Here is a 19845-nt window from a genome sequence, read left to right as displayed (position 1 = left end):
CCAGACGTTACGCGCGGGCGCGCGTGACCTCAAGTCACGCTGATTCAAACACGCCTGACAATGCGCGGAACAGCGCCACTCCGTCGGTGCCACCATGCCCTTCATCTGCCGCACGTTCGGGGTGAGGCATCATCCCCAAGACACGGCGGTTTTCGGACAGGATGCCAGCGATGTCGCCGACCGAGCCATTGGGATTCTCGGAATAGGTGAACGCGATGCGATCCTGATCCTTCAGGGCCGCAAGTGTTTCGTCATCCGCGAAGTAGTTGCCGTCATGGTGCGCGATTGGGATGCCGATCACGTCGCCTGCATTGTAACCTGCGGTAAACACGCTATCGCTTGTTTCAACCTTCAAGCCCACTGTTTTGCAGATGTATTTCAGCCCGGCATTGCGCAGCAATGCGCCCGGCAAAATCCCAGTTTCGGTCAGAACCTGAAACCCGTTGCAGATACCCACGGCATAGCCGCCACGCTCTGTATGAGCGACCACGGCTTTGCAAATCGGCGATTTTGCAGCGATGGCGCCGCAGCGCAGATAGTCGCCGTAGGAAAAGCCACCTGGTACGCCCACGATATCCACACCTTCGGGCAGCGCTGCGTCTTTGTGCCAGACCATATCAACCTTGAAACCGGCCTGCTCAAAGGCGACGGCGAGGTCTCGGTCACAGTTGGATCCGGGGAATACGATTACGGCTGCGCGCATGGCGGGCCCTCCTACGAGACAAAATCTGTAACCACCGCAACGCCCGGAGGGGTTGGATGGTCAAAGGCGGCAAGCTCAGCACTCACCTGGTTGAGAGTTATTTTGCGCGTGACCAACGGGCTCAGGTCAATCCCGCCCCCTGCGATCAGCGACAACAAAGACGGGTAGCGCCAGCTTGGCATGCCCCGCGTTCCGAAAACAGAAAGCTGGCCAGAATAAAGTACGTCCATTGGCAAAGCCATCTGCGTGTGATCCCCGGCTGGCATGCCGATCTGCACCATGCGCCCCATTTTGCGCAGGGACCGCATCGCAGATACGGTTGTGACTTCGATGCCCAAAGCCTCAATCGCAACATGCGCGCCACCGCCGGTGAGGTCTTTCACGGCCTGCGGCGCGTCAGATGTAGCAGCATTGACAACCGCATCTGCGCCCAAAGACTGTGCATAGTTCAGCTTGTCGTCTGCAATATCGACAACGACAACCCGCGCGCCAAGCGCCTTGCCCAAAAGCAGCGTGGAAATCCCAACGCCGCCGCCGCCAAAGACAGCGATCCACTCTCCACCCTGAACCTGCGCCCGTCCGACCAAAGCCTGCCAGGCCGTTGTCACGCGACACCCCAAGGCTGCAGCAACTTCGGGCGCAATGCTGTCGGGCAATGTTGTAAGGTTCGCATCCGCATGGGCCACAGCGATATATTCCGCAAAAGCACCATCGCAGGTAAACCCTGGAACAATCTGGTCGTTGCAGATTGTCTGATGCCCCTGCGCACAGTCTGCGCAATGTCCGCAAGCCAGAATGAACGGCGCGATAACCTTGTCGCCCACCCGCCAGCGGGTGACCCGAGAACCGACCGCGACAACCTCACCACAATATTCATGACCGGGTGTCATCGGAAGGATTACGTCTGGGTCCGCGCCTGTCCATGCATGCCAATCGGATCGGCACACACCGCACGCCAACACCCGAACCACAACACCATCTGCGGCGGGTTCGGGATCGGGCACGGTCGCAACCTCAAGCGGTTGGCGATAGGTGATCAGACGCGCGGCCCGCATAGGATCAGACCAATTCGATCTCGTAGCGTTCGATGACGGTGTTGGCCAACAGCTTTTCGCACATTTCGGTCACATCTGCCTCGGTCGCGCCATCGGCCAGTTCCAGATCAATCACTTTGCCCTGACGGACGCCTTCGACCTGATCAAAGCCCATTGCGCCCAATGCGTGCCGAACTGCTTCGCCCTGCGGGTCCAGCACCCCGTTCTTGAGCATCACATGAACCCGTGCTTTCATTTTGGCAACTCCACCTTCGGGCCGCTATCCATGGCCCATTTCGTTGCGCGGGGGATAGCGTGCCTGACCGTTTTCGACAACCCTGTTTCCCAAGCAGTTTGCCGCAGTTGTCATCACGCAAAGCGACTCTTTCGGTTGATGATCAAAAGATGAACCTGCCGCACACGCAAAAACCAAAATGCGCCACGGTTTTTGCCGCGGCGCAACTTAGTTGAAACTAATGTACCCTGAACGGATCAGTTGATCAGTGTCGGCTTGGTGACATTGGTATTCGGCAGCACACCCAAACGGCGCGCAACCTCTGAATACGCATCGGTCAGATTGCCCAGATCACGACGGAACACGTCTTTGTCCAATTTCTGGCCGGTTTCGATATCCCAAAGGCGGCAGCTGTCCGGGCTGATTTCATCAGCCACGATCAAACGCTGATAGTCTCCTTCGAAAATGCGTCCGATTTCGATCTTGAAGTCCACAAGGCGAATACCAACCGCAAGCATCACACCGCTCATGAAATCGTTCACGCGCAGCGCAAGGCTGAGGATATCGTCCATATCCTGCTGGCTGGCCCAGCCAAAGGCGGCGATATGTTCTTCGGTGACCAGAGGATCACCCAACGCATCGTCTTTGTAGCAATATTCAACGATCGGGCGCGGCAGCTGTGTCCCTTCTGCTATGCCCAGACGTTTAGACATCGATCCGGCGGCATAGTTTCGAACGATCACTTCCAACGGAACGATTTCGCAATTGCGCACCAGTTGTTCGCGCATGTTCAGGCGGCGAATAAAGTGGTTCGGAATACCGATCTGGGTCAAGCCGTTCATGAAAAATTCGGACAGGCGATTGTTCAGCACACCTTTGCCGTCAATCACGTCCTTCTTTTCAGCGTTGAATGCTGTGGCGTCATCCTTGAAATACTGCACGATCGTGCCCGGTTCGGGGCCTTCATACAAAATCTTGGCCTTGCCTTCGTAGATTTTCTTGCGACGCGCCATAAGCGACCTTTCCAGTCTGAGCAGAGGGAATGAGTCCCCTCTCGTTGGCGTCCTCATAGTGCAAGCACTCTTTTCCCGCAAGTTCGTGTACCCGAGAGGCTTTGACGCAGCGCAAATACCTTGCGCCCGGGACCTCGTATGGTCATATCATCAGGAAAGAAGATGTAACCCAAGAGGTCCTCACCCAATGACCACGTTCGATGAACGCGAAAACGCATTTGAAGCCAAGTTTGCCCATGATGAAGAAATGCAGTTCAAGGCGCAGGCCCGCTGCAACAAGCTGCTGGGCCTGTGGGCGGCAGAAAAGCTGGGCAAATCCGGCGCAGAAGCCGAAGAGTATGCCAAGACCGTTGTAGTCGCCGACTTCGAAGAAGCCGGGCACGAAGACGTTGTACGTAAGGTCGCCGGTGATCTGGGTGATTTGTCGTCGGCCGAAGAAATCCGCGCCAAGATGGCCGAGATTCTGCCCGAAGCCAAAGCTCAGATCATGAGCGAGGCCGATTAAGGTTTTCTTACAAAGCTCATGATCTTCATGAGTTTTATGAATTTGATTTGACGCCCCGGTCATGTGACATGGGGCGTCTCTATTTTTAACGGCGATTTGCGCCTTTTCCTGGAATAACCCAATGACAAACGCGCTGAGCAAGCTTCTGGACACCAAAGATGCCATTTTGGCCGATGGTGCAACCGGGACAAATCTGTTCAACATGGGCCTGCAGTCTGGCGACGCACCTGAACTTTGGAACGTGGAGGCCCCCGACAAGATCCGGGCGCTGTATCAGGGTTCGGTGGATGCAGGCAGTGACCTGTTTCTGACCAACACCTTTGGCGGCACGTCCGCACGGCTCAAGCTGCACGACGCTCAGAATCGTGTGGGTGAGTTAAACCGTACCGGCGCTGAACTCGGACGCGAGGTGGCAGACAAGGCCGGACGTCCCGTCGTGGTTGCAGGATCTGTTGGACCAACCGGTGAAATTATGGAACCGGTCGGCAGCCTGACGCATTCCGAGGCGGTGGAAATGTTCCACGAACAAGCAGCAGCGTTGAAAGAAGGCGGAGTTGATGTTCTGTGGGTAGAAACCATCAGCGCCCCTGAAGAGTTCCGCGCCGCAGCCGAAGCATTTGCACTGGCTGATATGCCGTGGTGTGGCACGATGAGCTTTGATACCGCCGGGCGCACCATGATGGGTGTGACCTCGGCCGATCTGGCGCAAATGGTTGAAACACTGCCCAACCCGCCCATCGCCTTTGGCGCAAACTGTGGAACCGGCGCATCAGACATTCTGCGCACAATTCTGGGCTTTGCCGCACAAGGGACAGAGCGTCCCCTGATCTCCAAGGGTAACGCGGGCATTCCGAAATACGTGGATGGTCACATCCACTACGACGGCACCCCCGAGCTTATGGGCCAATATGCAGCTATGGCACGCGACGCTGGCGCGACAATCATTGGCGGCTGCTGCGGAACAATGCCGGATCACCTGCGCAAGATGCGTGAAGCTTTGGATACCACCTCGCGCGGCGAACGCCCGACTTTGGATCAGATCACTGATGCGCTGGGTCCGTTTACATCGGCCTCTGATGGAACGGGCGACGAGGCTGTCCCTGAACGCCGCACCCGCCGCCGCCGCCGCGCCTGAAGTGAATTAATCAACGCCCTTCGAATTTCGGAGGGCGTTTTCCCATGAAAGCCACCACACCTTCGGCGAAATCGCGCGAGCGGCCACATTCGCCCTGCAGATGCGCCTCGGTCGCAAGCTGCTGAGGCAGTGTGTTTTCATACGTTCCACGAATGGCCTGCTTGATTGCTCCGTAGGCTGCCGTCGGACCATTGGCTAGGTATTCTGCCCGTTTACGCCAATGCGCGACGAAATTATCATCGGGCACAGATTCCCAGATCAAGCCCCAGTCATTCGCTTGTTGCGCGCTGATCTTGTCGGCGAACAACGCCGCACCCATCGCCTTGGCCAGCCCCATCTGGCGCGGCATGAACCAGGTACCTCCGGCATCCGGCAACAAACCGATCCGCGCAAAGGCTTGCAGGAAATAGGCGCTTTCAGTTGCGATCACAACATCCGCGCAAAGGGCCAGGTTCGCCCCTGCCCCAGCCGCAGCACCGTTTACAGCCGCAATTGTGGGAACCGGACAGCTGTGGATCGTTTCCAGCATTGGTTCGTATTCGTCGCGCAAAGACCGCTCCAGATCGATCTTGCCGGTTGAGGACGCATCGCCCAGATCCTGCCCGGAACAAAAAGCGGGACCAGCGCCGGTGATCACGATGCACCGGGCTCGGGTTGCCGCGTCTTTCATTGCATGGGTAATTTCAGCGCGCATCTGAGTTGTCAGAGCGTTCATTTTGTCAGGTCTGTTTAAGGTCAGAACTGCCAGACCGTCCGTAATGTCCAGAACAACTGTTTCGTAATTCATGAAAACCCTCCCGTCGCGCCAAGCGTTTTCGAACACTTACTGGCCCAAACAAGAAGGTAAAGGCAGAACCAAACGTCAGTCTTCAAGAATTCGGCGCAGACGCTCCTTTTCGTCTTCACTCAGCGCCGCGCTTTCAACTGACGCATGAGCTTTGGCTCGGTTGCGCAGAAAGTTCAGTCCGACCCCGGCCGCGATCAACAGCATGATAGGGCCAGCGAGCCAAAGGAACAGGTTCGAACCGCTGGTGGTTGGCTTCAGCAAAACGTATTCGCCATAGCGGTCAACGATAAACGCGATGGCCTCTTCGTCGGTATCACCTGCAACCAGACGTTCCCGCAGCAACAAACGCAAATCACGCGCAAGATCAGCGTTGCTTTCGTCGATGCTTTCGTTCCGACAAACAAGGCACCGCAATCCGGTGCTGAGGTCGCGAGCCCGTTGTTCTAGCACCGGATCATCCAGAACCTCATCCGGCTGCACCGAAAACACGGGTGTCGCCAGCATCATCAGGATCAGTACAAGGCGTTTCATTCTGCGGGTACTCCGCCAACCGGGGTTTTTCGCGCCCCTGCAGCCACCCGGAAACGTCTGTCACACAGGCTGAGGATGCCGCCAAGCGACATCAGGATGCAGCCGGCCCAGATCCAGTTCGCGAACGGCTTGATATAAGTGCGCATGACCCAGCCCCCATCTGCCTGTTGATCACCGATCACAACGTAAAGGTCGCCCAGGAAGCGATAATCAATCGCGGCCTCGGTCGTGGGCATGCGGGCAACCGGATAGTCCCGCTTTTCTGGGTGAAGTGTCCCAATCGGGAGTCCATTCTTTTCAACCAGAACATCTGCCGTGGTCGAGAAATAGTTCGGCCCTTCCACCAGCCGCACATCTTGCAGGGTCAGCGTAAACTGCCCCACCTCAAAGGGCTGATTGGGTTGCGCGACGCGGATATCTTCGGCCTCCCAAGCGGTCAGGCCAGCCACGGCAAAGATAGTGACGCCCAGACCCGTATGCGCGACCGCTTTACCCCAATCTGCACCCGGCAGGCGGAACAGGCGTTTAAGGCTGCCGTTGCGGCCTGTGCGGCTCCACAAATCGATGGCGGCACCAAAAGTAATCCATGCCCCGAGGAACAGACCCACCGGCCCCAACGCGCTGCGTCCGGTCTGAATGGCCCAAACCAGCAGAGCAATCGCCAGCGCCAGCCCAAAGGCATAGCGCAGAGACCAAGCCGTCCTTCCAATCCTCCCACGTTTCCAAGGCAGCATCGACCCGATCGGAAGGATCAGCCCGAGTAGCACCATGAACGGAGAGAATGCGGCGTTGAAGAAAGGTGCTCCTACCGAAAGTTTCCGGTCGAACATCATCTCGGCCACCATTGGCCACATGGTGCCCACGAAGACAACGAAGCAGCTGACGGCCAACAGAACATTGTTCGCCACCAAAGCGCTTTCGCGGCTGACCATGCCAAAGACGCCCTTAGCCTCCATCGCTTGGGCACGCGCAGCAAACAAGGTCAGCGCTCCACCAATGAAAAACACCAGGATCATCAGGATAAACACGCCGCGTTCCGGATCTGTGGCAAAGGCATGAACCGAAGTCAGAAGACCCGAGCGCACAATGAAGGTACCGATCAGTGAAAATCCGAACGCAATAATCGCCAGCAGAATAGTCCAGCTTTTCAGCGCCTCGCGCTTCTCCACAACGATGGCAGAGTGCAGCAAAGCGGCCGCAAGAAGCCAGGGCATGAACGACGCATTCTCGACCGGATCCCAGAACCAGAACCCGCCCCAGCCCAATTCGTAATAAGCCCACCACGACCCCAGCGCGATACCAATGGTCAAAAAGACCCAGGCCGCCAATGTCCAGGGCCGTACCCAACGCCCCCATGCTGCATCGACACGCCCTTCGATCAGGGCTGCAATGGCAAAGCTGAACGCCATGCTAAGCCCTACATATCCAAGATACAGAAATGGCGGATGGAAGGCCAAACCGGGGTCTTGCAACAACGGATTCAGGTCGCGCCCGTCAAACGGTGCGATTGCGAGGCGGTCGAACGGGTTCGACGTGAACAGGATGAAGGCAAAAAACGCGACCGCTATTGACGATTGCACCGCCAGCACGCGCGCCTTGAGCGTCGGTGGCAACCCACCTCCAAAAAACGCGGCCAACGCGCCGAACAAGGTGACAATCAACACCCACAGCAACATGGATCCTTCATGGTTCCCCCATGTGCCACTGATCTTGTAGATCATCGGCTTGGCCGAGTGGCTGTTTTCGACCACGATCCTCAGGGAAAAGTCCGACACGACAAACGCCCAGATCAACGCGCCAAAGGAAAACGCTGTCAGCAGGAACTGAACGATGGCCGAAGGCTCGGCAAATGCCATCCAACCGGCCCAACGTTTCGAAGCCCCGATCAGGGGCACCACGCTTTGCACGATCGCAACAAAGAAGGCGAGGATAAGGGCGAAGTGACCGAGTTCTGTAATCATGCCCCGGAATATACTCCGGGGCCAATCCGGGGGCCAATAACTTTCGTCAAGTACGAGGGCACATAGTGTCGCGGGTCACGCCCTGCGATGCTTGCGCCAATCTTCCAACGCCGGGTTGGCATCGGGGCGCGTAATGTCCTGCGTCAAAGCGGAATCCCAGCCGGGATCCGCAGCGCCCGGGCTATCGCTGCGCAGTTCGCGCAACTGCTCGAGATTGTTCAGGACGGCAGGCAATCGCAGCATGGTCGCACTGATATCTTTCTGAAACTCTTGCGTTTTCAACTGATGCCTCGCCCCAAAATAGAAGGACACGATGACTCCCAACAACCACCACATGGGCTCTGGCACCAAGGCCATGCCTTGCATTCTTGCAGCAAACCACAACGGATCCACCATGGCGGCCACAAACAACCCCAGTGTTCCCAAGGCCAAAGCCGGACGCGGCAATCGGTTGACCGCATCCATGAAACGGTCAAACGATCCTTTTTTCGTGGCTTGAAACTCACCACCAAACTGCAACATGGCCTGCGCTTGCGCCTCGGCCCCTCTCTGCGCGCTTGCTTCGGTGTTCTCACGATAAAGCTCAACGGTTTCCCGAACCGCGTTCCGCCCATTCCCAAACAACAGCGCCAAAACACCCGAGATCAACCCCATGCCGCAACCCTTCCCTGAAACTCGGCGTCAGAAAGATGGTATCGCTCTGACAAAAACTCTTCTGCGCGTTTGATCCAGCCACCTTTGCCCCCCGACCGGCTGCGCGCATATTTCCTCGAGGCCGGTCGCCGATCAGCTAGGCGAAAATAGTAGTTCCGCCGCGCGACCCCATAGGCATCCCGCAAAGCAATTGGGTCCGGCTGCGCTGCTTTTTCACAAGCTGCTGCGGTCTTGGCACCAATTACGCCATCCACCACCACGTTGAATCCCATGTCTCGCAACAGCCGCTGCAGGATCTTTATCGCCTGTGCCCCGGCGTTCACATACATGTCAAAGACCGAAGCGTGCAGCAGATCGGGCAGCCGCGAGATGCCTGGTTTCTCAAAGTAGTGACGTATGAAAATCTCGACCGCTTGCCGCCGGGTCAAAACCTGAACATCACGTAAGTCAACCACTCCATCACCGGTTAAATCCAATCCCAACCGCCGCATGGTGTGAATGGTCACACCATATTTTGTGGCGCCACCCGGATCGTCCGGATCATCCACAAACCCGCCTTCCCGCGCCACGATCTCTTTCGCGATCTGTCGAACCGTTTGCATCGTCTTCCCCAACTCGTTGATCAGAGCAACGGTCCTTCAAACGTTTTAAAACGCGCTAATCGCAAAGGGCGCTGCCCGCCAATTGCGCGCAACGCCCCGCTTCTTCTGTTCAATAATACCTCTGTCAGAGGCACGCAGCGCAGCTACGTTCAGCTTCCCTCTGCTTCTTTATAAACGCCTTGCTCTTTCAGCGCATCCATAACCTCTTTCGGCATGTAGGTTTCATCATGTTTGGCAAGGATTTCAGTCGCTTCAAACACGCCGTTCACGTAGCTTCCAGTGCCAACCATACCCTGGTTCTCGGTAAACAGATCCGGCAGTACACCTGTGAACGAGACCGGGACACTCTCGCCCCCATCTGTGACCACAAAATGCACGGTTTCACCCTGCCCGCGAATGATCGAGCCTTCTTCCACTAGCCCGCCGATGCGGAACACCTCGGTCGGTTTAGGCGGCTCGGCAATCACCTCGCTAGGGGAACGGAAGAAATTGATGCCATCCTGCAAGGCCCACCCAATCAACGCCGTCGATGCCACCAAGGCAACGACAGCTACCAGAATGACTTGGACTCGACGACGTTTCTTGAGCGTTTTCATACCGTCCTCACGGGAATAGAGGGGCCATCATCAGGCCCAGAGTTTCATCCTCACCTAACATCAGGTTGGCGTTCTGCAAGGCTTGGCCACTGCTACCTTTTGTCAGGTTATCCAGCGCTGCAATCACGATTGCGCGACGTTCGATCCTGTCTGCGACAACACCGATATGGCAGAAGTTTGACCCTCTTACGTGATGGGTCGAGGGCGCTTCTCCCATCGGCAGCATCTCGATAAAGGGCTCATCCGCATATGTCTTTGCAAGCGTTTCATAGACGCTCAGCGGATCCCCTTTCACATAAGTCGTCGCCAGAATGCCCCGGTTTGCCGGAATCAAATGCGGCGTGAACTGTACATGTACAGTACGACCTGCAAGCTTCGAGAATTCCTGATCAAACTCACCCAGGTGCCGGTGCGTGCCACCGACTGCGTAAGCATTGGCACCTTCGCTGAGCTCTGCGTGCAGCAGGTTTTCCTTCAGCGACCGGCCTGCGCCCGACACGGCGCATTTCAGGTCCAGCACAATATCGTCCAGATCAATGACGCCAGCCGAGATCAGAGGACGCAGTACATACTGCCCTGTCGCCGCATTGCAACCTGTACCGGCGACCAAACGTGCCGACCTGATTTCATCCCGATAGAACTCGGTCAGACCATAAACAGCTTCTTCTTGCTGTTCCAAAGCACTGTGCGGGTTGCCGTACCACTTCTCATACTCATCCGGGTCCTGCAACCGGAAATCCGCTGACAAATCAATGATCTTCAGGTCTTTCGGCAGGTCCCGGATCACCTCTTGGCTAGTTTTGTGCGGCAAAGCGCAGAAACACAGATCGACATTCGAGAAATCGATCTCGGAAATCTTGCACAGATCCGGCAAGTCCATGTGGCGCAGATGCGGAAAAACCTGCGCCATGCTCATCCCGGCCTTCCGTTCGGCGGCCAAAGCAACAATGTCCATGTTCGGGTGCTCGGCGATCAGCCGCACCAGTTCAGCTCCGGTGTAACCAGAAGCGCCCAGAATTGCGATTTTATGGGTCATGTCAGACCTCTTCTTTACGTGTGTCACATATCACGACCGCCGATGTGACGGTCTTTGAATTAGAAAATTCGGGTAAGTGCGTCCTTGACCTAAATCAGGCCGCCTCGAACGAGATTTGTCGTCGGAGGAATTGCGTTGCCCGATCACTGACAAAACCCGGCTTGCCGGTCGTCAGATAGCCACCTGCGCCATCGCCCAACATATTGGGGTGGCGTTGCAGATAATCGGCCAGGCTTTCGGCCACCAGATCCCCTTGGCTGAAGACCTGAACATCTGATCCCAAGGCGGCCTGAAAGGTTTCGGCCATCAATGGGTAGTGTGTGCAGCCCAGAATCGCGGCCTGCGGCTCGGGCATTTTTCGTTTCAAAGCATCCACATGGCTGCGTACCAAGGCTTCAGCCAGGATCATGTCGCCATCTTCAATGGCATCGACCACGCCACCGCAGGCCTGCGCCTCGACATCCACACCGATTGCGCGGAATGCCAGTTCCCGCTGAAAGGCCCGGCTGGACACAGTGGCAGGCGTGGCGAACAAGGCCACATGCTTCACGGCCACTTCGCGCGGCGGAGAATTGTCACCCCATTGCCGCTCGGTCAGCGCTTCGATCAACGGAACAAAAACGCCCAGCACCCGCTTGCCCTCGGGCACGCCTTCTTCCTGCATCCGGCGCAGAGCGGCAGCGCTTGCGGTGTTGCATGCCAGAATCACCAGATTGCACCCGCGATCCCACAACTCGTGCACGGCTTTGCGGGTCAGCTGATAGATATCCTCGGCATCACGTACACCGTAAGGTGCATGTGCACTGTCCGCAAAATACAGGAAATCCACGTCGGACAGCCGTTGCTGCGCGGCGTTCAGGACGGTCAGACCGCCCAAACCGGAATCAAAGATACCTACTGCCATTTGCCCCTTCAGGCGCGATGCCGTTCCTCAAATTCATAGCCGTAGTCATATGACTCCAACGGCTCTGGAGACAGCTCATACGTGGCTTTGCGTAGGAAATCCATCATCTTGCGCGTTTCCTTACCCAATGGGTTCAGAACGTCGCGCCCGATAGGCTCTCCGATCACCACTTTTACTGGGGTATCGACCCGTTTTTTGAATTCTTTGATCAGCAGGCCCATACGAAGCGTGTTGTGCAAATGGCTGGCGATCTGGAACAGCCGCGACGTGTGCCCATCAAAGAAAACCGGCACCACGGTGGCATTGGATTTTGCCACCATGCGAGCAGTAAAGCCACGCCAACCCGGATCCATCGGATGTGCAAACGGCTTGACGCCGGTGCTGACCGTGCCTCCGGGGAAAATGCCAATCGCCCCGCCCTCGCCCAGATAGTTGAGAGCCGTTTTGCGTGTCTCCAAATTCAGCTTCATCGCTTCTTTGGTTTCATCAAACGAAATGGGCAGAATGATACGGTTCAGATCTTCTGCCTTGCGGAACACTCGATGGGCCAGAATACGGAAATCACCGCGTGTCTCAGACAGAATGTGCCCCATCATAAGGCCGTCCAGAATGCCATAGGGGTGATTGGCAATCAGGATCAGGGGGCCATCTGTCGGAATGTTTGCAAGCGATCCCCCTACTACATCCAACGTCAGCCCATAGCGTTCGACCATAACGGCCCAAAAGTCGCGCCCGTTGGCAACGTCTTTCTCGTATCCATCCGCGCGTTTGATCAGGCGCATACGGCCCGTCGTATTCTCCATAAGCTTGATAACCATTCGCCCGCCTTTGGTTTCGGCGGAATGGGCATAAGAGATGTCACGTACAGCATGACGACGAGAAGGCATTTGGGTCTCCGGTTTGTTGCCTGCAAAATAAGTGCAAGTAACAATTTTGCCTAGCCATCGTGACAAGGTTGTGACGAGTTACTCCGCCGCAGCCTTCAACTCGGGCCCACCGCTTCGGATCGATGCCAGCAACTCCTCGCGCCGCTTGGCTGCTTTGGCCTCGTTTTCCTGCAAAACAGGTCCGAAACCACGGATATCCAGCGGCAGTCGAGCCAAGGCAGAGATCGCATCACGCGTGTCCTGCGACACCAAAGGCAGCACTTCGCGCATGTCTTTTTCGTACTGCCGGATCAAAGCACGCTCCATCTTGCGTTCGGACGAATACCCGAAAATATCGAACGGCGTGCCGCGCAGCGCCTTCAACTTGGTCAGCAGCTTCAATGGACCCATGACAGATTCGCTGAATGCGCGCTTCTTAGGCCTTCCATTGCTGCCCGACCCTCCGAAAATCGGCGGTGCCAAATGGAAGGTCATCTTGAAATCGCCATCAAACTCGGCGGCTGCCTTTTCCCGACTTGTCAGCAGAAGGCGAGCAACCTCGTATTCATCCTTGTACGACAAAAGCTTGTGATAGCCCTTTGCCACCGCTTCGCGCACCTCGGCATCCTCAACGCTGTCGACCAACTTACGATACCGTTTTGCCAGCCGGGCGCTTTGGTATTCGGTCAGGTGCTGCGCACGGAACGCGATGATCTGGTCCAGCGTCTTTGGCATCTCGGCCACGGTTGGCGACAGAATGGACTGAACCTCTTCTGGATGCAGCACCGCCCAACGACCGATATCAAACGCACGCTTGTTTCGTTCGACCGCCGTTCCGTTCAACTCGATGGCGTCAAAGATCGCCTGGTGGCTGACCGGCAACAATCCGCGCTGCCATGTCGCCCCAAAGATCATCATGTTGGAATAGATCGAATCCCCCATCACCGCACGCGCCAGATCGGTCGCGTCAAAAAGCGAGACATCTTCTTTCAGTCGCGCCTGCAAGGCCAGTTCCAACTGATCGGCTGGAATGCGAAACTCTGTATTGCGTGTGAAATCGCCCGTAACCGTTTCATGGCTGTTTACGACTGCGCCGGTACGTCCGGTGCGTGTCAGGCCCAAAGTCTTCGCCCCGGCGGACACCACCAAATCGCCGCCGATCAGCGCATGGGCTTCACCGGTGGCAACGCGAATGGCACTGATATCTTCGGGACGATTGGCCAAACGGCAGTGGATATGAACTGCGCCACCTTTCTGCGCTAGGCCCGCCATTTCCATCATGCCCGCGCCTTTGCCATCGATCTGCGCCGCCTGAGCAAGGATCGCTCCAAGAGTGACGACACCGGTTCCACCAACACCCGTGATGACCACGTTATGCGTTCCCTTGATCGCGGGTAGCTCGGGCATCGGCAGGTCCGGCAAGTCGATCTCGGTCGTTGCCTCTTTGCGGATATTCGCGCCCTCAAGCGTCACGAACGAGGGGCAAAAGCCGTTCAGGCAAGAAAAGTCCTTGTTGCAGCTTGACTGATCAATGGCGCGCTTGCGGCCCAATTCGGTCTGTTTCGGAACAATCGACACGCAGTTCGACTGCACTCCACAATCACCACAGCCTTCACAGACATCAGTGTTGATGAACACGCGCTTGTCCGGGTCCGGGAATGTACCCCGCTTACGGCGGCGACGTTTTTCGGCCGCGCAGGTCTGAACGTAGACAATGACCGAAACACCTTCGATCTCGCGGAATTTCTCCTGCACTTGCATAAGATCCACTCGCTCATATGTCTGAACGCTGGCGGGCAGAGCCTTGAAGTTTACGTCTTCTTTTTCGTCATAGACCAGCGCGACCTCACGGACGCCCATCGCCTTGACCTCGGCAACGATCCGTTCGGCGGTCAGGTCGCCTTCATTGTCCTGCCCACCGGTCATGGCGACCGCGTCGTTGAACAGGATTTTGAAGGTGATGTTCGTTCCTGCCGACAACGCCGCCCGGATCGCCTGAACGCCCGAATGGTTATAAGTGCCGTCGCCCAGGTTTTGGAACACATGTTTGGTGGTCGAAAACGGTGCCTCACCAATCCAGTTCGCGCCTTCACCGCCCATTTGGGTGAAACCTGTCGTCTCACGGTCCATCCATTGAACCATGTAGTGACAGCCGATACCGGCATAAGCGCGGCTACCATCGGGCACCTTCGTTGAGCTGTTATGAGGACAGCCCGAACAGAAATACGGAAGCCGCGTCGCGATTTCCTGCGCGTTGTCGGCCCGGCGTGCTTCGGACAACGATGCAAGTCCGGCGTTGATGCCTTCAGTTTCGCGCCCTTCTTCGATCAGGATTTCACCCAGTTTTTCGGCGATCATGATCGGATCCAACGCGCCGCGTGTCGGGAATAGTTCTTCCCGGTGCAGCGTCCCGGCCCCACCTTTGTACCAGCCATAAACCCTGCGACCCCGCCGGTCGTCAAAGATGGCCTCTTTGACCTGAACTTCGATCAGCTTGCGCTTTTCCTCGACGATCACAATCAAGTCCAGCCCTTCGGCCCAGTCATGGAACCCGGCCATATCCAGAGGGAATGTTTGCCCTACTTTGTAGGTGGTGATCCCCAACCGCTCTGCTTCGGACTCGTCGATATTGAGAAGCGACAAAGCGTGAGTCAGATCCAACCAATTTTTACCTGCTGCGACGAATCCGATCTTGGCACCGGGTTTGCCCCACATCCGCTTGTCGAGCTTATTGGCATGGGAAAACGTTTCGGCCGCGAACCTCTTGTAGTCGATGACGCGCGTTTCCTGCAGATGCGGGGTGTCGCCCAAACGAATATTCAACCCACCGTCCGGCATGTCGAACTCGGGCAGAACAACCTGCATACGGTCAGGGCTGCCATCCACGACCGAAGTCACCTCGATCGTGTCTTTCATCGTTTTCAAGCCAACCCAGACACCAGCAAAACGACTAAGAGCAAAGCCGTAAATACCGTAATCGAGGATTTCCTGAACCCCGGCAGGGCTGACAATCGGCATATACATATCGACCAAAGACCATTCTGACTGGTGCAGAACGGTCGAGCTTTCGCCGGTATGATCATCGCCCATGGCCATAAGGACACCGCCATGTTTGGCCGTACCTGCCATGTTCGCATGGCGCATGACGTCACCAGACCGATCAACCCCCGGCCCTTTACCGTACCAAAGCCCAAAAACCCCGTCGAACTTGCCGTCGCCCCGCAACCCTGCTTGCTGACTGCCCCACAGGGCGGTCGCGGCGAGATCTTCGTTTAAACCGAACTGAAACGTCACATCGTTTTCGGCCAGCGGTTTTTGTGCCCGCATCATTTGCTGATCAACAGCGCCAAGGGGTGACCCCCGATACCCGGTGACTAACCCAGCAGTATTGAGACCTGCGTGTCGGTCTCTGGCTTTTTGCATCAGCATCAGCCGGACAAGCGCCTGAGTTCCGTTCAACAGAACGGGGTTTTTCTCAAGATCAAACCGGTCATTTAACGTTATCTGTGGCTGACTCATCAGACGTCTCCCCTCGTCAGATCAGTGTGCTTTATTTCGGTGCATTTTAGGTCATAATTTCTGACCTGTATAGGATTTATCCACTGATAAGTAACGATTTCGCCCTTTGAATGTAGAACTTGTCACCTCTTTCATATAGGCGTTCAAATGGATAACGAAAGTTGCGGCGATGGATTGGGACAAGCTTAGAATATTTCACGCGGTAGCCGATGCAGGCAGCCTCACCCATGCGGGTGACAAGCTCAACCTGTCTCAATCTGCCGTGAGCCGACAGATCCGCGCCCTGGAAGAATCGCTGGATGCGACCCTTTTCCACCGTCATGCACGGGGGCTGATTCTCACCGAACAGGGTGAATTGCTGTTCGATGCCACCTCTGCCATGTCAAAACGCCTTGACGCGGCTGCCGCGCGCATTCGGGACAGTGAAGAAGAAGTGTTTGGCGTCCTGCGTGTCACAACGACCTTTGGTTTCGGCACACTCTGGCTGGCCCCGCGCCTGCCAAAATTGTACGAGGAATATCCCGACCTCAATATCGATCTGATGCTGGAAGAGAGGGTTCTGGACCTGCCCATGCGCGAGGCAGATGTCGCCATTCGAATGAAAGAGCCCAGCCAGGCCGATCTGGTTCGCAAGCGCCTGATGACAGTTCAAATGATGTTGTACGCGACTCAGGATTATATTGAGACCCATGGCGGAATGCTGAAATCGCTTGAGGAAATCAAAGATCACCGCTTGATTTGCCAAACCCCTGCGGCACCGCAGGTCGGGGCAAGTGCCGCTATGGTACGTCACCTGATGACGTATAATCCCGGCTCATTACTGACGGTGAACAACTATTTCGGCGTGCTGCAAGGGGTTCTGCACAATTTGGGCATTGGCGTTCTGCCGGACTATGTGACCCAGGATTTTCCGCATCTTGTCCCTGTCTTGTCTGACATCGAAACCGCTGATGTTCCTGTTTATCTGGCCTATCCCGAAGAACTCAGACATTCAAAACGCGTTGGCGCGTTCCGGGATTTTGTTCAGGATGAGATCATTGCACAGCGCAAACAACTGAAACAGATGGGAAAACTCTAGCTATGCACCCATAGCATATCGGGCATGAGGTCTTTACAGAGTTAAATTCCTTGAACGTTCACAAACTGACCCCTAAATGAGCACTCGAAGGCGGTGATGCTGAAACGCTCATCATCTTCATACCTCCCTGTTGGACTACGGCCGAGCTTATAGCTCGGCCTTTTTTTTCGCGCCCTCGCGATTTCGATGTTTCTTAAGGCGAAATCTTCTGGGAAACCGGCGCAGTTTTTCATATGATCCCGAAAAACAACCAAAAATCTCGTGATCGAGGGCAACAAAGCAATGCTTAATCCACTCCGCCTCTGTTTGGCGCTGGTTTCCATTTTCTTTCTTTCTTTACCAGCTTTTGCACAGGACACCGCCTCGTCCGGTACGGCGTCCTCAGTTTCTATTCCGGAAAATCTGACCCCTGAACAAGTGGACGACCTGGTCGCACGCATGTCTGACGATCAGGTGCGCGCCATCCTACTCGAACGCTTGGATGCCGTTGCCAAGAAACAGGCCGAAGAAAAAGAAGCGCAGGAAGATCCTCTGACCGAGCTCAACGAAATCTGGGCCGAAATGGTTTCATCCTGGACGCATGTTATGACGACGATGCCGAATATCGTCACAGCCCAGATAACTGCGTTCAGCAATTTTTCTGGTACATTTGGAACAACTGGGGTTTTTACTCTGTTAGGGCTTATTCTTTCGGTCCTGGTGGTTGGCTACATCGCAGAAAAGCTGTTTGGCCTGTTAACACGCCGTTGGCACAATGCGACCGAGGTGGCGGACGAAGCGGATCTTTGGGGCGCCGCGCGCTATCTTTTCAGCCGCTTTTGCCGCGAAATTGCCGGGTTGATCGTTTTTTATGTGGTCGTACGCGCAGTTGGTCGCGGTCTTCTGACACCCGAACAGGTCACTTATGCTGCACCGTTCGTCTTTTATCTGATCTGGGTTCCGCGCTTGGGTGCTGCGGTTTCCCGGTTCGTGCTGGCCCCGCAGAAGCCGCAGTATCGCTTGGTCAATATCAACGACCATTGGGCCAAATACCTTCACCGTAACCTGATCGGACTTTTGGTTCTGATTGGCTTTACGTTGTTCATCCTGCGCTTCAACGCGCTGAACGGCGTTTCGGGTGACGAAACACGGATCGGGTTCTGGCTCAACGCCGCTATACATATCTATATCGGTTGGATCGCCTGGACAGCTCGCGAAGGGTTGTCACAGATGATGCTGGGAACAGACCCCGATTACACCAAGTTCGACGAGGAAGTGGCCCGGTATTACCCCTACTTCGCAATTGGGGTTTCGGTGGTCATCTGGCTGCTGGTCGAATTTCTGGTTGCCCAGCGGAATCCCGCAACGCTCAGACTGCTTGTCGGCGGTGCGCATTTCGCAACGATGTTCTGGTTGCTGATCGCCCCCGCGCTCGACACGCTGATCCGTGGGTTGGTGCGTCACCTGCAACCTCCGATGTCCGGCGAAGGGCCGCTGGCTGAACGGGCCTACAAATCTGCCAAGCGCAGCTATATCCGCATCGGGCGCGTTGTTGCTGGCCTGTTTGTGGTCTTCATGATTGCAAGGGCTTGGCAACTGGATCTACGCAATGTCGCCTCGGCTGGGGTCAGCGCTGAAGTGGGTGGCGCGGTGATTGAGTTCCTGCTGATCATCGCCATCGGCTATATTCTGAACGAGTTCGTGTCGCTCTACATCAACAGGCGTTTGGCTCGCGAACAAACAGCGGCAGAGGAGCTGGATGAAGAAGCTGGCGGCGAAGGCGGCGGTGCTGGCGGATCACGTCTGGCAACGGTGCTGCCGCTGCTGCGGATCACCGCTCAGATCACCATTGCGGTCATCTTTGGCCTTTTGGCTTTGGGCGCGTTGGGCATCAACATCACGCCACTGCTGGCCGGTGCCGGTGTTCTGGGTCTGGCCATCGGTTTTGGCGCGCAGAAACTGGTCGCAGACATCGTGGGCGGCATTTTCTTCCTGATCGACGACGCCTTCCGCGTGGGTGAATATGTGGATGTTGGAGGCACGATGGGCACGGTCGAGAAAATCTCGATCAGGTCTATGCAACTGCGCCACCACCGCGGTCCTGTGCACACCATTCCCTACGGTGAGATTCAGAAACTGACCAATTTCAGCCGCGACTGGGTGATCATGAAGCTGAAATTCACCGTGCCGTTCGACACTGACCCCAACAAGGTCAAGAAGATCTTCAAGAAGATCGGTGCCGAGATGATGGAAGACGAAACTCACAAGGATGGTTTCCTTCAGCCCTTCAAGTCCCAGGGTGTCTTCGACTTTGACGATGTCGGCATGATCATCCGCGGCAAGTTCATGGCCAAGCCCGGCAAGCAGTTCACCCTGCGCAAGGAGATCTTCAACCGCGTCAAGGCCGCCTTCAAGGAAAACGGCATCGACTTTGCGCGCCGCGAGGTGCGTGTAGCAATCCCTGGCCTTGACGAAACCGAGAACCTGACACCGGAACAGAAGACGGCAGTTGGTGCCGCCGCGGCAGCCGAACTCAACAAGGATCAAGGTTCAGCGTAACCCGCGCGGTTTACGCCTGCGATTTGCGCATACAATTGAGCGCCTATTACGGAACCGGCCCAACCGTCGGTTCCGTTTTTCTTTGAAAGACGCACCCTGCGCCGTCTTGACCCTTTCCACACGCGCGCGCTTGCCCTAAAAGGCGCGC

Annotated in this window: 18 protein-coding genes; 4 read left to right on the top strand and 14 right to left on the bottom strand. The window is 56.2% G+C overall.

The window, feature by feature from the left end:
* Positions 1-34: 34 nt before the first annotated feature.
* The 4 genes from purQ to purC form a co-directional block, all read right to left on the bottom strand.
* On the bottom strand, positions 35-703 hold the full coding sequence (gene purQ / locus ACR0EV_RS04230) for a phosphoribosylformylglycinamidine synthase subunit PurQ (protein ID WP_480798922.1): 669 nt from the start codon (positions 701-703) through the stop codon (positions 35-37).
* 11 nt (positions 704-714) lie between these two features.
* Entirely contained in the window at positions 715-1758 is a 1044-nt protein-coding gene (locus tag ACR0EV_RS04225; protein WP_480798921.1) for a zinc-dependent alcohol dehydrogenase family protein, read from the bottom strand.
* 4 nt (positions 1759-1762) lie between these two features.
* Positions 1763-1993: a phosphoribosylformylglycinamidine synthase subunit PurS gene (purS, locus tag ACR0EV_RS04220; protein WP_117872765.1), complete on the bottom strand. Its 231-nt coding sequence runs from the start codon at positions 1991-1993 to the stop codon at positions 1763-1765.
* A 236-nt stretch (positions 1994-2229) separates the two neighbouring features.
* Positions 2230-2985: a phosphoribosylaminoimidazolesuccinocarboxamide synthase gene (gene purC, locus ACR0EV_RS04215; protein ID WP_171089849.1), complete on the bottom strand. Its 756-nt coding sequence runs from the start codon at positions 2983-2985 to the stop codon at positions 2230-2232.
* 187 nt (positions 2986-3172) lie between these two features.
* On the opposite strand from purC, the gene ACR0EV_RS04210 reads away from it, so the two are divergent.
* Together ACR0EV_RS04210 and bmt are read left to right on the top strand one after the other, a co-directional pair.
* Complete coding sequence (locus tag ACR0EV_RS04210; protein WP_480798920.1) at positions 3173-3490, top strand: DUF1476 domain-containing protein; 318 nt, start codon at positions 3173-3175, stop codon at positions 3488-3490.
* A 121-nt stretch (positions 3491-3611) separates the two neighbouring features.
* Positions 3612-4625 carry a betaine--homocysteine S-methyltransferase gene (gene bmt, locus ACR0EV_RS04205; RefSeq protein WP_480798919.1) on the top strand — a complete coding sequence of 338 codons (1014 nt, stop codon included), beginning with the start codon at positions 3612-3614 and terminating at the stop codon, positions 4623-4625.
* Between the two features lie 10 nt (positions 4626-4635).
* On the opposite strand, the gene ACR0EV_RS04200 is transcribed toward bmt, so the two are convergent.
* The 10 genes from ACR0EV_RS04200 to ACR0EV_RS04155 all read right to left on the bottom strand — a co-directional run bounded on the left by ACR0EV_RS04200 (position 4636) and on the right by ACR0EV_RS04155 (position 16081).
* The gene (locus tag ACR0EV_RS04200) at positions 4636-5412 is read right to left on the bottom strand and encodes an enoyl-CoA hydratase-related protein (RefSeq protein WP_480798918.1); all 777 of its coding nucleotides are present in this window, start codon (positions 5410-5412) and stop codon (positions 4636-4638) included.
* A 75-nt stretch (positions 5413-5487) separates the two neighbouring features.
* Complete coding sequence (locus ACR0EV_RS04195) at positions 5488-5943, bottom strand: cytochrome c-type biogenesis protein (protein ID WP_480798917.1); 456 nt, start codon at positions 5941-5943, stop codon at positions 5488-5490.
* Positions 5940-7904: a heme lyase CcmF/NrfE family subunit gene (locus tag ACR0EV_RS04190; RefSeq protein ID WP_480798916.1), complete on the bottom strand. Its 1965-nt coding sequence runs from the start codon at positions 7902-7904 to the stop codon at positions 5940-5942. The genes ACR0EV_RS04195 and ACR0EV_RS04190 overlap by 4 nt, the downstream gene beginning before the upstream one ends.
* Before the next feature lie 75 nt (positions 7905-7979).
* Complete coding sequence (locus ACR0EV_RS04185) at positions 7980-8558, bottom strand: holin family protein (protein WP_480798915.1); 579 nt, start codon at positions 8556-8558, stop codon at positions 7980-7982.
* Complete coding sequence (locus tag ACR0EV_RS04180) at positions 8549-9160, bottom strand: holin-associated N-acetylmuramidase (protein ID WP_480798914.1); 612 nt, start codon at positions 9158-9160, stop codon at positions 8549-8551. Before ACR0EV_RS04180 ends, ACR0EV_RS04185 begins: the two co-directional genes overlap by 10 nt.
* Before the next feature lie 149 nt (positions 9161-9309).
* Positions 9310-9756, bottom strand: a complete 447-nt coding sequence (ccmE, locus tag ACR0EV_RS04175) for a cytochrome c maturation protein CcmE (RefSeq protein WP_171089834.1) — start codon at positions 9754-9756, stop codon at positions 9310-9312.
* 7 nt (positions 9757-9763) lie between these two features.
* A complete protein-coding gene (gene argC / locus ACR0EV_RS04170) occupies positions 9764-10792 on the bottom strand; it encodes an N-acetyl-gamma-glutamyl-phosphate reductase (protein ID WP_480798913.1) in 1029 nt (342 codons plus the stop codon).
* A gap of 94 nt (positions 10793-10886) precedes the next feature.
* Positions 10887-11696 (bottom strand): glutamate racemase, encoded by an 810-nt coding sequence (locus ACR0EV_RS04165; protein WP_480798912.1) that lies wholly within the window; start codon positions 11694-11696, stop codon positions 10887-10889.
* An 8-nt stretch (positions 11697-11704) separates the two neighbouring features.
* Positions 11705-12583: a lysophospholipid acyltransferase family protein gene (locus tag ACR0EV_RS04160; RefSeq protein WP_480798911.1), complete on the bottom strand. Its 879-nt coding sequence runs from the start codon at positions 12581-12583 to the stop codon at positions 11705-11707.
* Positions 12584-12661: 78 nt separating this feature from the next.
* Complete coding sequence (locus ACR0EV_RS04155; RefSeq protein ID WP_480798910.1) at positions 12662-16081, bottom strand: indolepyruvate ferredoxin oxidoreductase family protein; 3420 nt, start codon at positions 16079-16081, stop codon at positions 12662-12664.
* 169 nt (positions 16082-16250) lie between these two features.
* Between ACR0EV_RS04155 and ACR0EV_RS04150 the strand changes: the two genes are divergently transcribed.
* Positions 16251-17159 (top strand): LysR family transcriptional regulator, encoded by a 909-nt coding sequence (locus tag ACR0EV_RS04150; RefSeq protein WP_480798909.1) that lies wholly within the window; start codon positions 16251-16253, stop codon positions 17157-17159.
* A gap of 282 nt (positions 17160-17441) precedes the next feature.
* On the top strand, positions 17442-19697 hold the full coding sequence (locus ACR0EV_RS04145; protein WP_480798908.1) for a mechanosensitive ion channel family protein: 2256 nt from the start codon (positions 17442-17444) through the stop codon (positions 19695-19697).
* Positions 19698-19845: the final 148 nt, after the last annotated feature.

It is taken from the genome of Ruegeria sp. CF8, assembly GCF_056537285.1.
The sequence above is the reverse complement of the archived record's forward strand: the minus strand, read 5'-3'. Positions and strand labels throughout refer to the sequence as shown.

What these genes read in the sequence shown, in the direction of transcription:
- purQ (WP_480798922.1), bottom strand. Translation starts at nt 703, where the DNA reads ATGCGCGCAGCCGTAATCGTATTCCCCGGATCCAACTGTGACCGAGAC.
- ACR0EV_RS04225 (WP_480798921.1), bottom strand. Translation starts at nt 1,758, where the DNA reads ATGCGGGCCGCGCGTCTGATCACCTATCGCCAACCGCTTGAGGTTGCG.
- purS (WP_117872765.1), bottom strand. Translation starts at nt 1,993, where the DNA reads ATGAAAGCACGGGTTCATGTGATGCTCAAGAACGGGGTGCTGGACCCG.
- purC (WP_171089849.1), bottom strand. Translation starts at nt 2,985, where the DNA reads ATGGCGCGTCGCAAGAAAATCTACGAAGGCAAGGCCAAGATTTTGTAT.
- ACR0EV_RS04210 (WP_480798920.1), top strand. Translation starts at nt 3,173, where the DNA reads ATGACCACGTTCGATGAACGCGAAAACGCATTTGAAGCCAAGTTTGCC.
- bmt (WP_480798919.1), top strand. Translation starts at nt 3,612, where the DNA reads ATGACAAACGCGCTGAGCAAGCTTCTGGACACCAAAGATGCCATTTTG.
- ACR0EV_RS04200 (WP_480798918.1), bottom strand. Translation starts at nt 5,412, where the DNA reads ATGAATTACGAAACAGTTGTTCTGGACATTACGGACGGTCTGGCAGTT.
- ACR0EV_RS04195 (WP_480798917.1), bottom strand. Translation starts at nt 5,943, where the DNA reads ATGAAACGCCTTGTACTGATCCTGATGATGCTGGCGACACCCGTGTTT.
- ACR0EV_RS04190 (WP_480798916.1), bottom strand. Translation starts at nt 7,904, where the DNA reads ATGATTACAGAACTCGGTCACTTCGCCCTTATCCTCGCCTTCTTTGTT.
- ACR0EV_RS04185 (WP_480798915.1), bottom strand. Translation starts at nt 8,558, where the DNA reads ATGGGGTTGATCTCGGGTGTTTTGGCGCTGTTGTTTGGGAATGGGCGG.
- ACR0EV_RS04180 (WP_480798914.1), bottom strand. Translation starts at nt 9,160, where the DNA reads ATGCAAACGGTTCGACAGATCGCGAAAGAGATCGTGGCGCGGGAAGGC.
- ccmE (WP_171089834.1), bottom strand. Translation starts at nt 9,756, where the DNA reads ATGAAAACGCTCAAGAAACGTCGTCGAGTCCAAGTCATTCTGGTAGCT.
- argC (WP_480798913.1), bottom strand. Translation starts at nt 10,792, where the DNA reads ATGACCCATAAAATCGCAATTCTGGGCGCTTCTGGTTACACCGGAGCT.
- ACR0EV_RS04165 (WP_480798912.1), bottom strand. Translation starts at nt 11,696, where the DNA reads ATGGCAGTAGGTATCTTTGATTCCGGTTTGGGCGGTCTGACCGTCCTG.
- ACR0EV_RS04160 (WP_480798911.1), bottom strand. Translation starts at nt 12,583, where the DNA reads ATGCCTTCTCGTCGTCATGCTGTACGTGACATCTCTTATGCCCATTCC.
- ACR0EV_RS04155 (WP_480798910.1), bottom strand. Translation starts at nt 16,081, where the DNA reads ATGAGTCAGCCACAGATAACGTTAAATGACCGGTTTGATCTTGAGAAA.
- ACR0EV_RS04150 (WP_480798909.1), top strand. Translation starts at nt 16,251, where the DNA reads ATGGATTGGGACAAGCTTAGAATATTTCACGCGGTAGCCGATGCAGGC.
- ACR0EV_RS04145 (WP_480798908.1), top strand. Translation starts at nt 17,442, where the DNA reads ATGCTTAATCCACTCCGCCTCTGTTTGGCGCTGGTTTCCATTTTCTTT.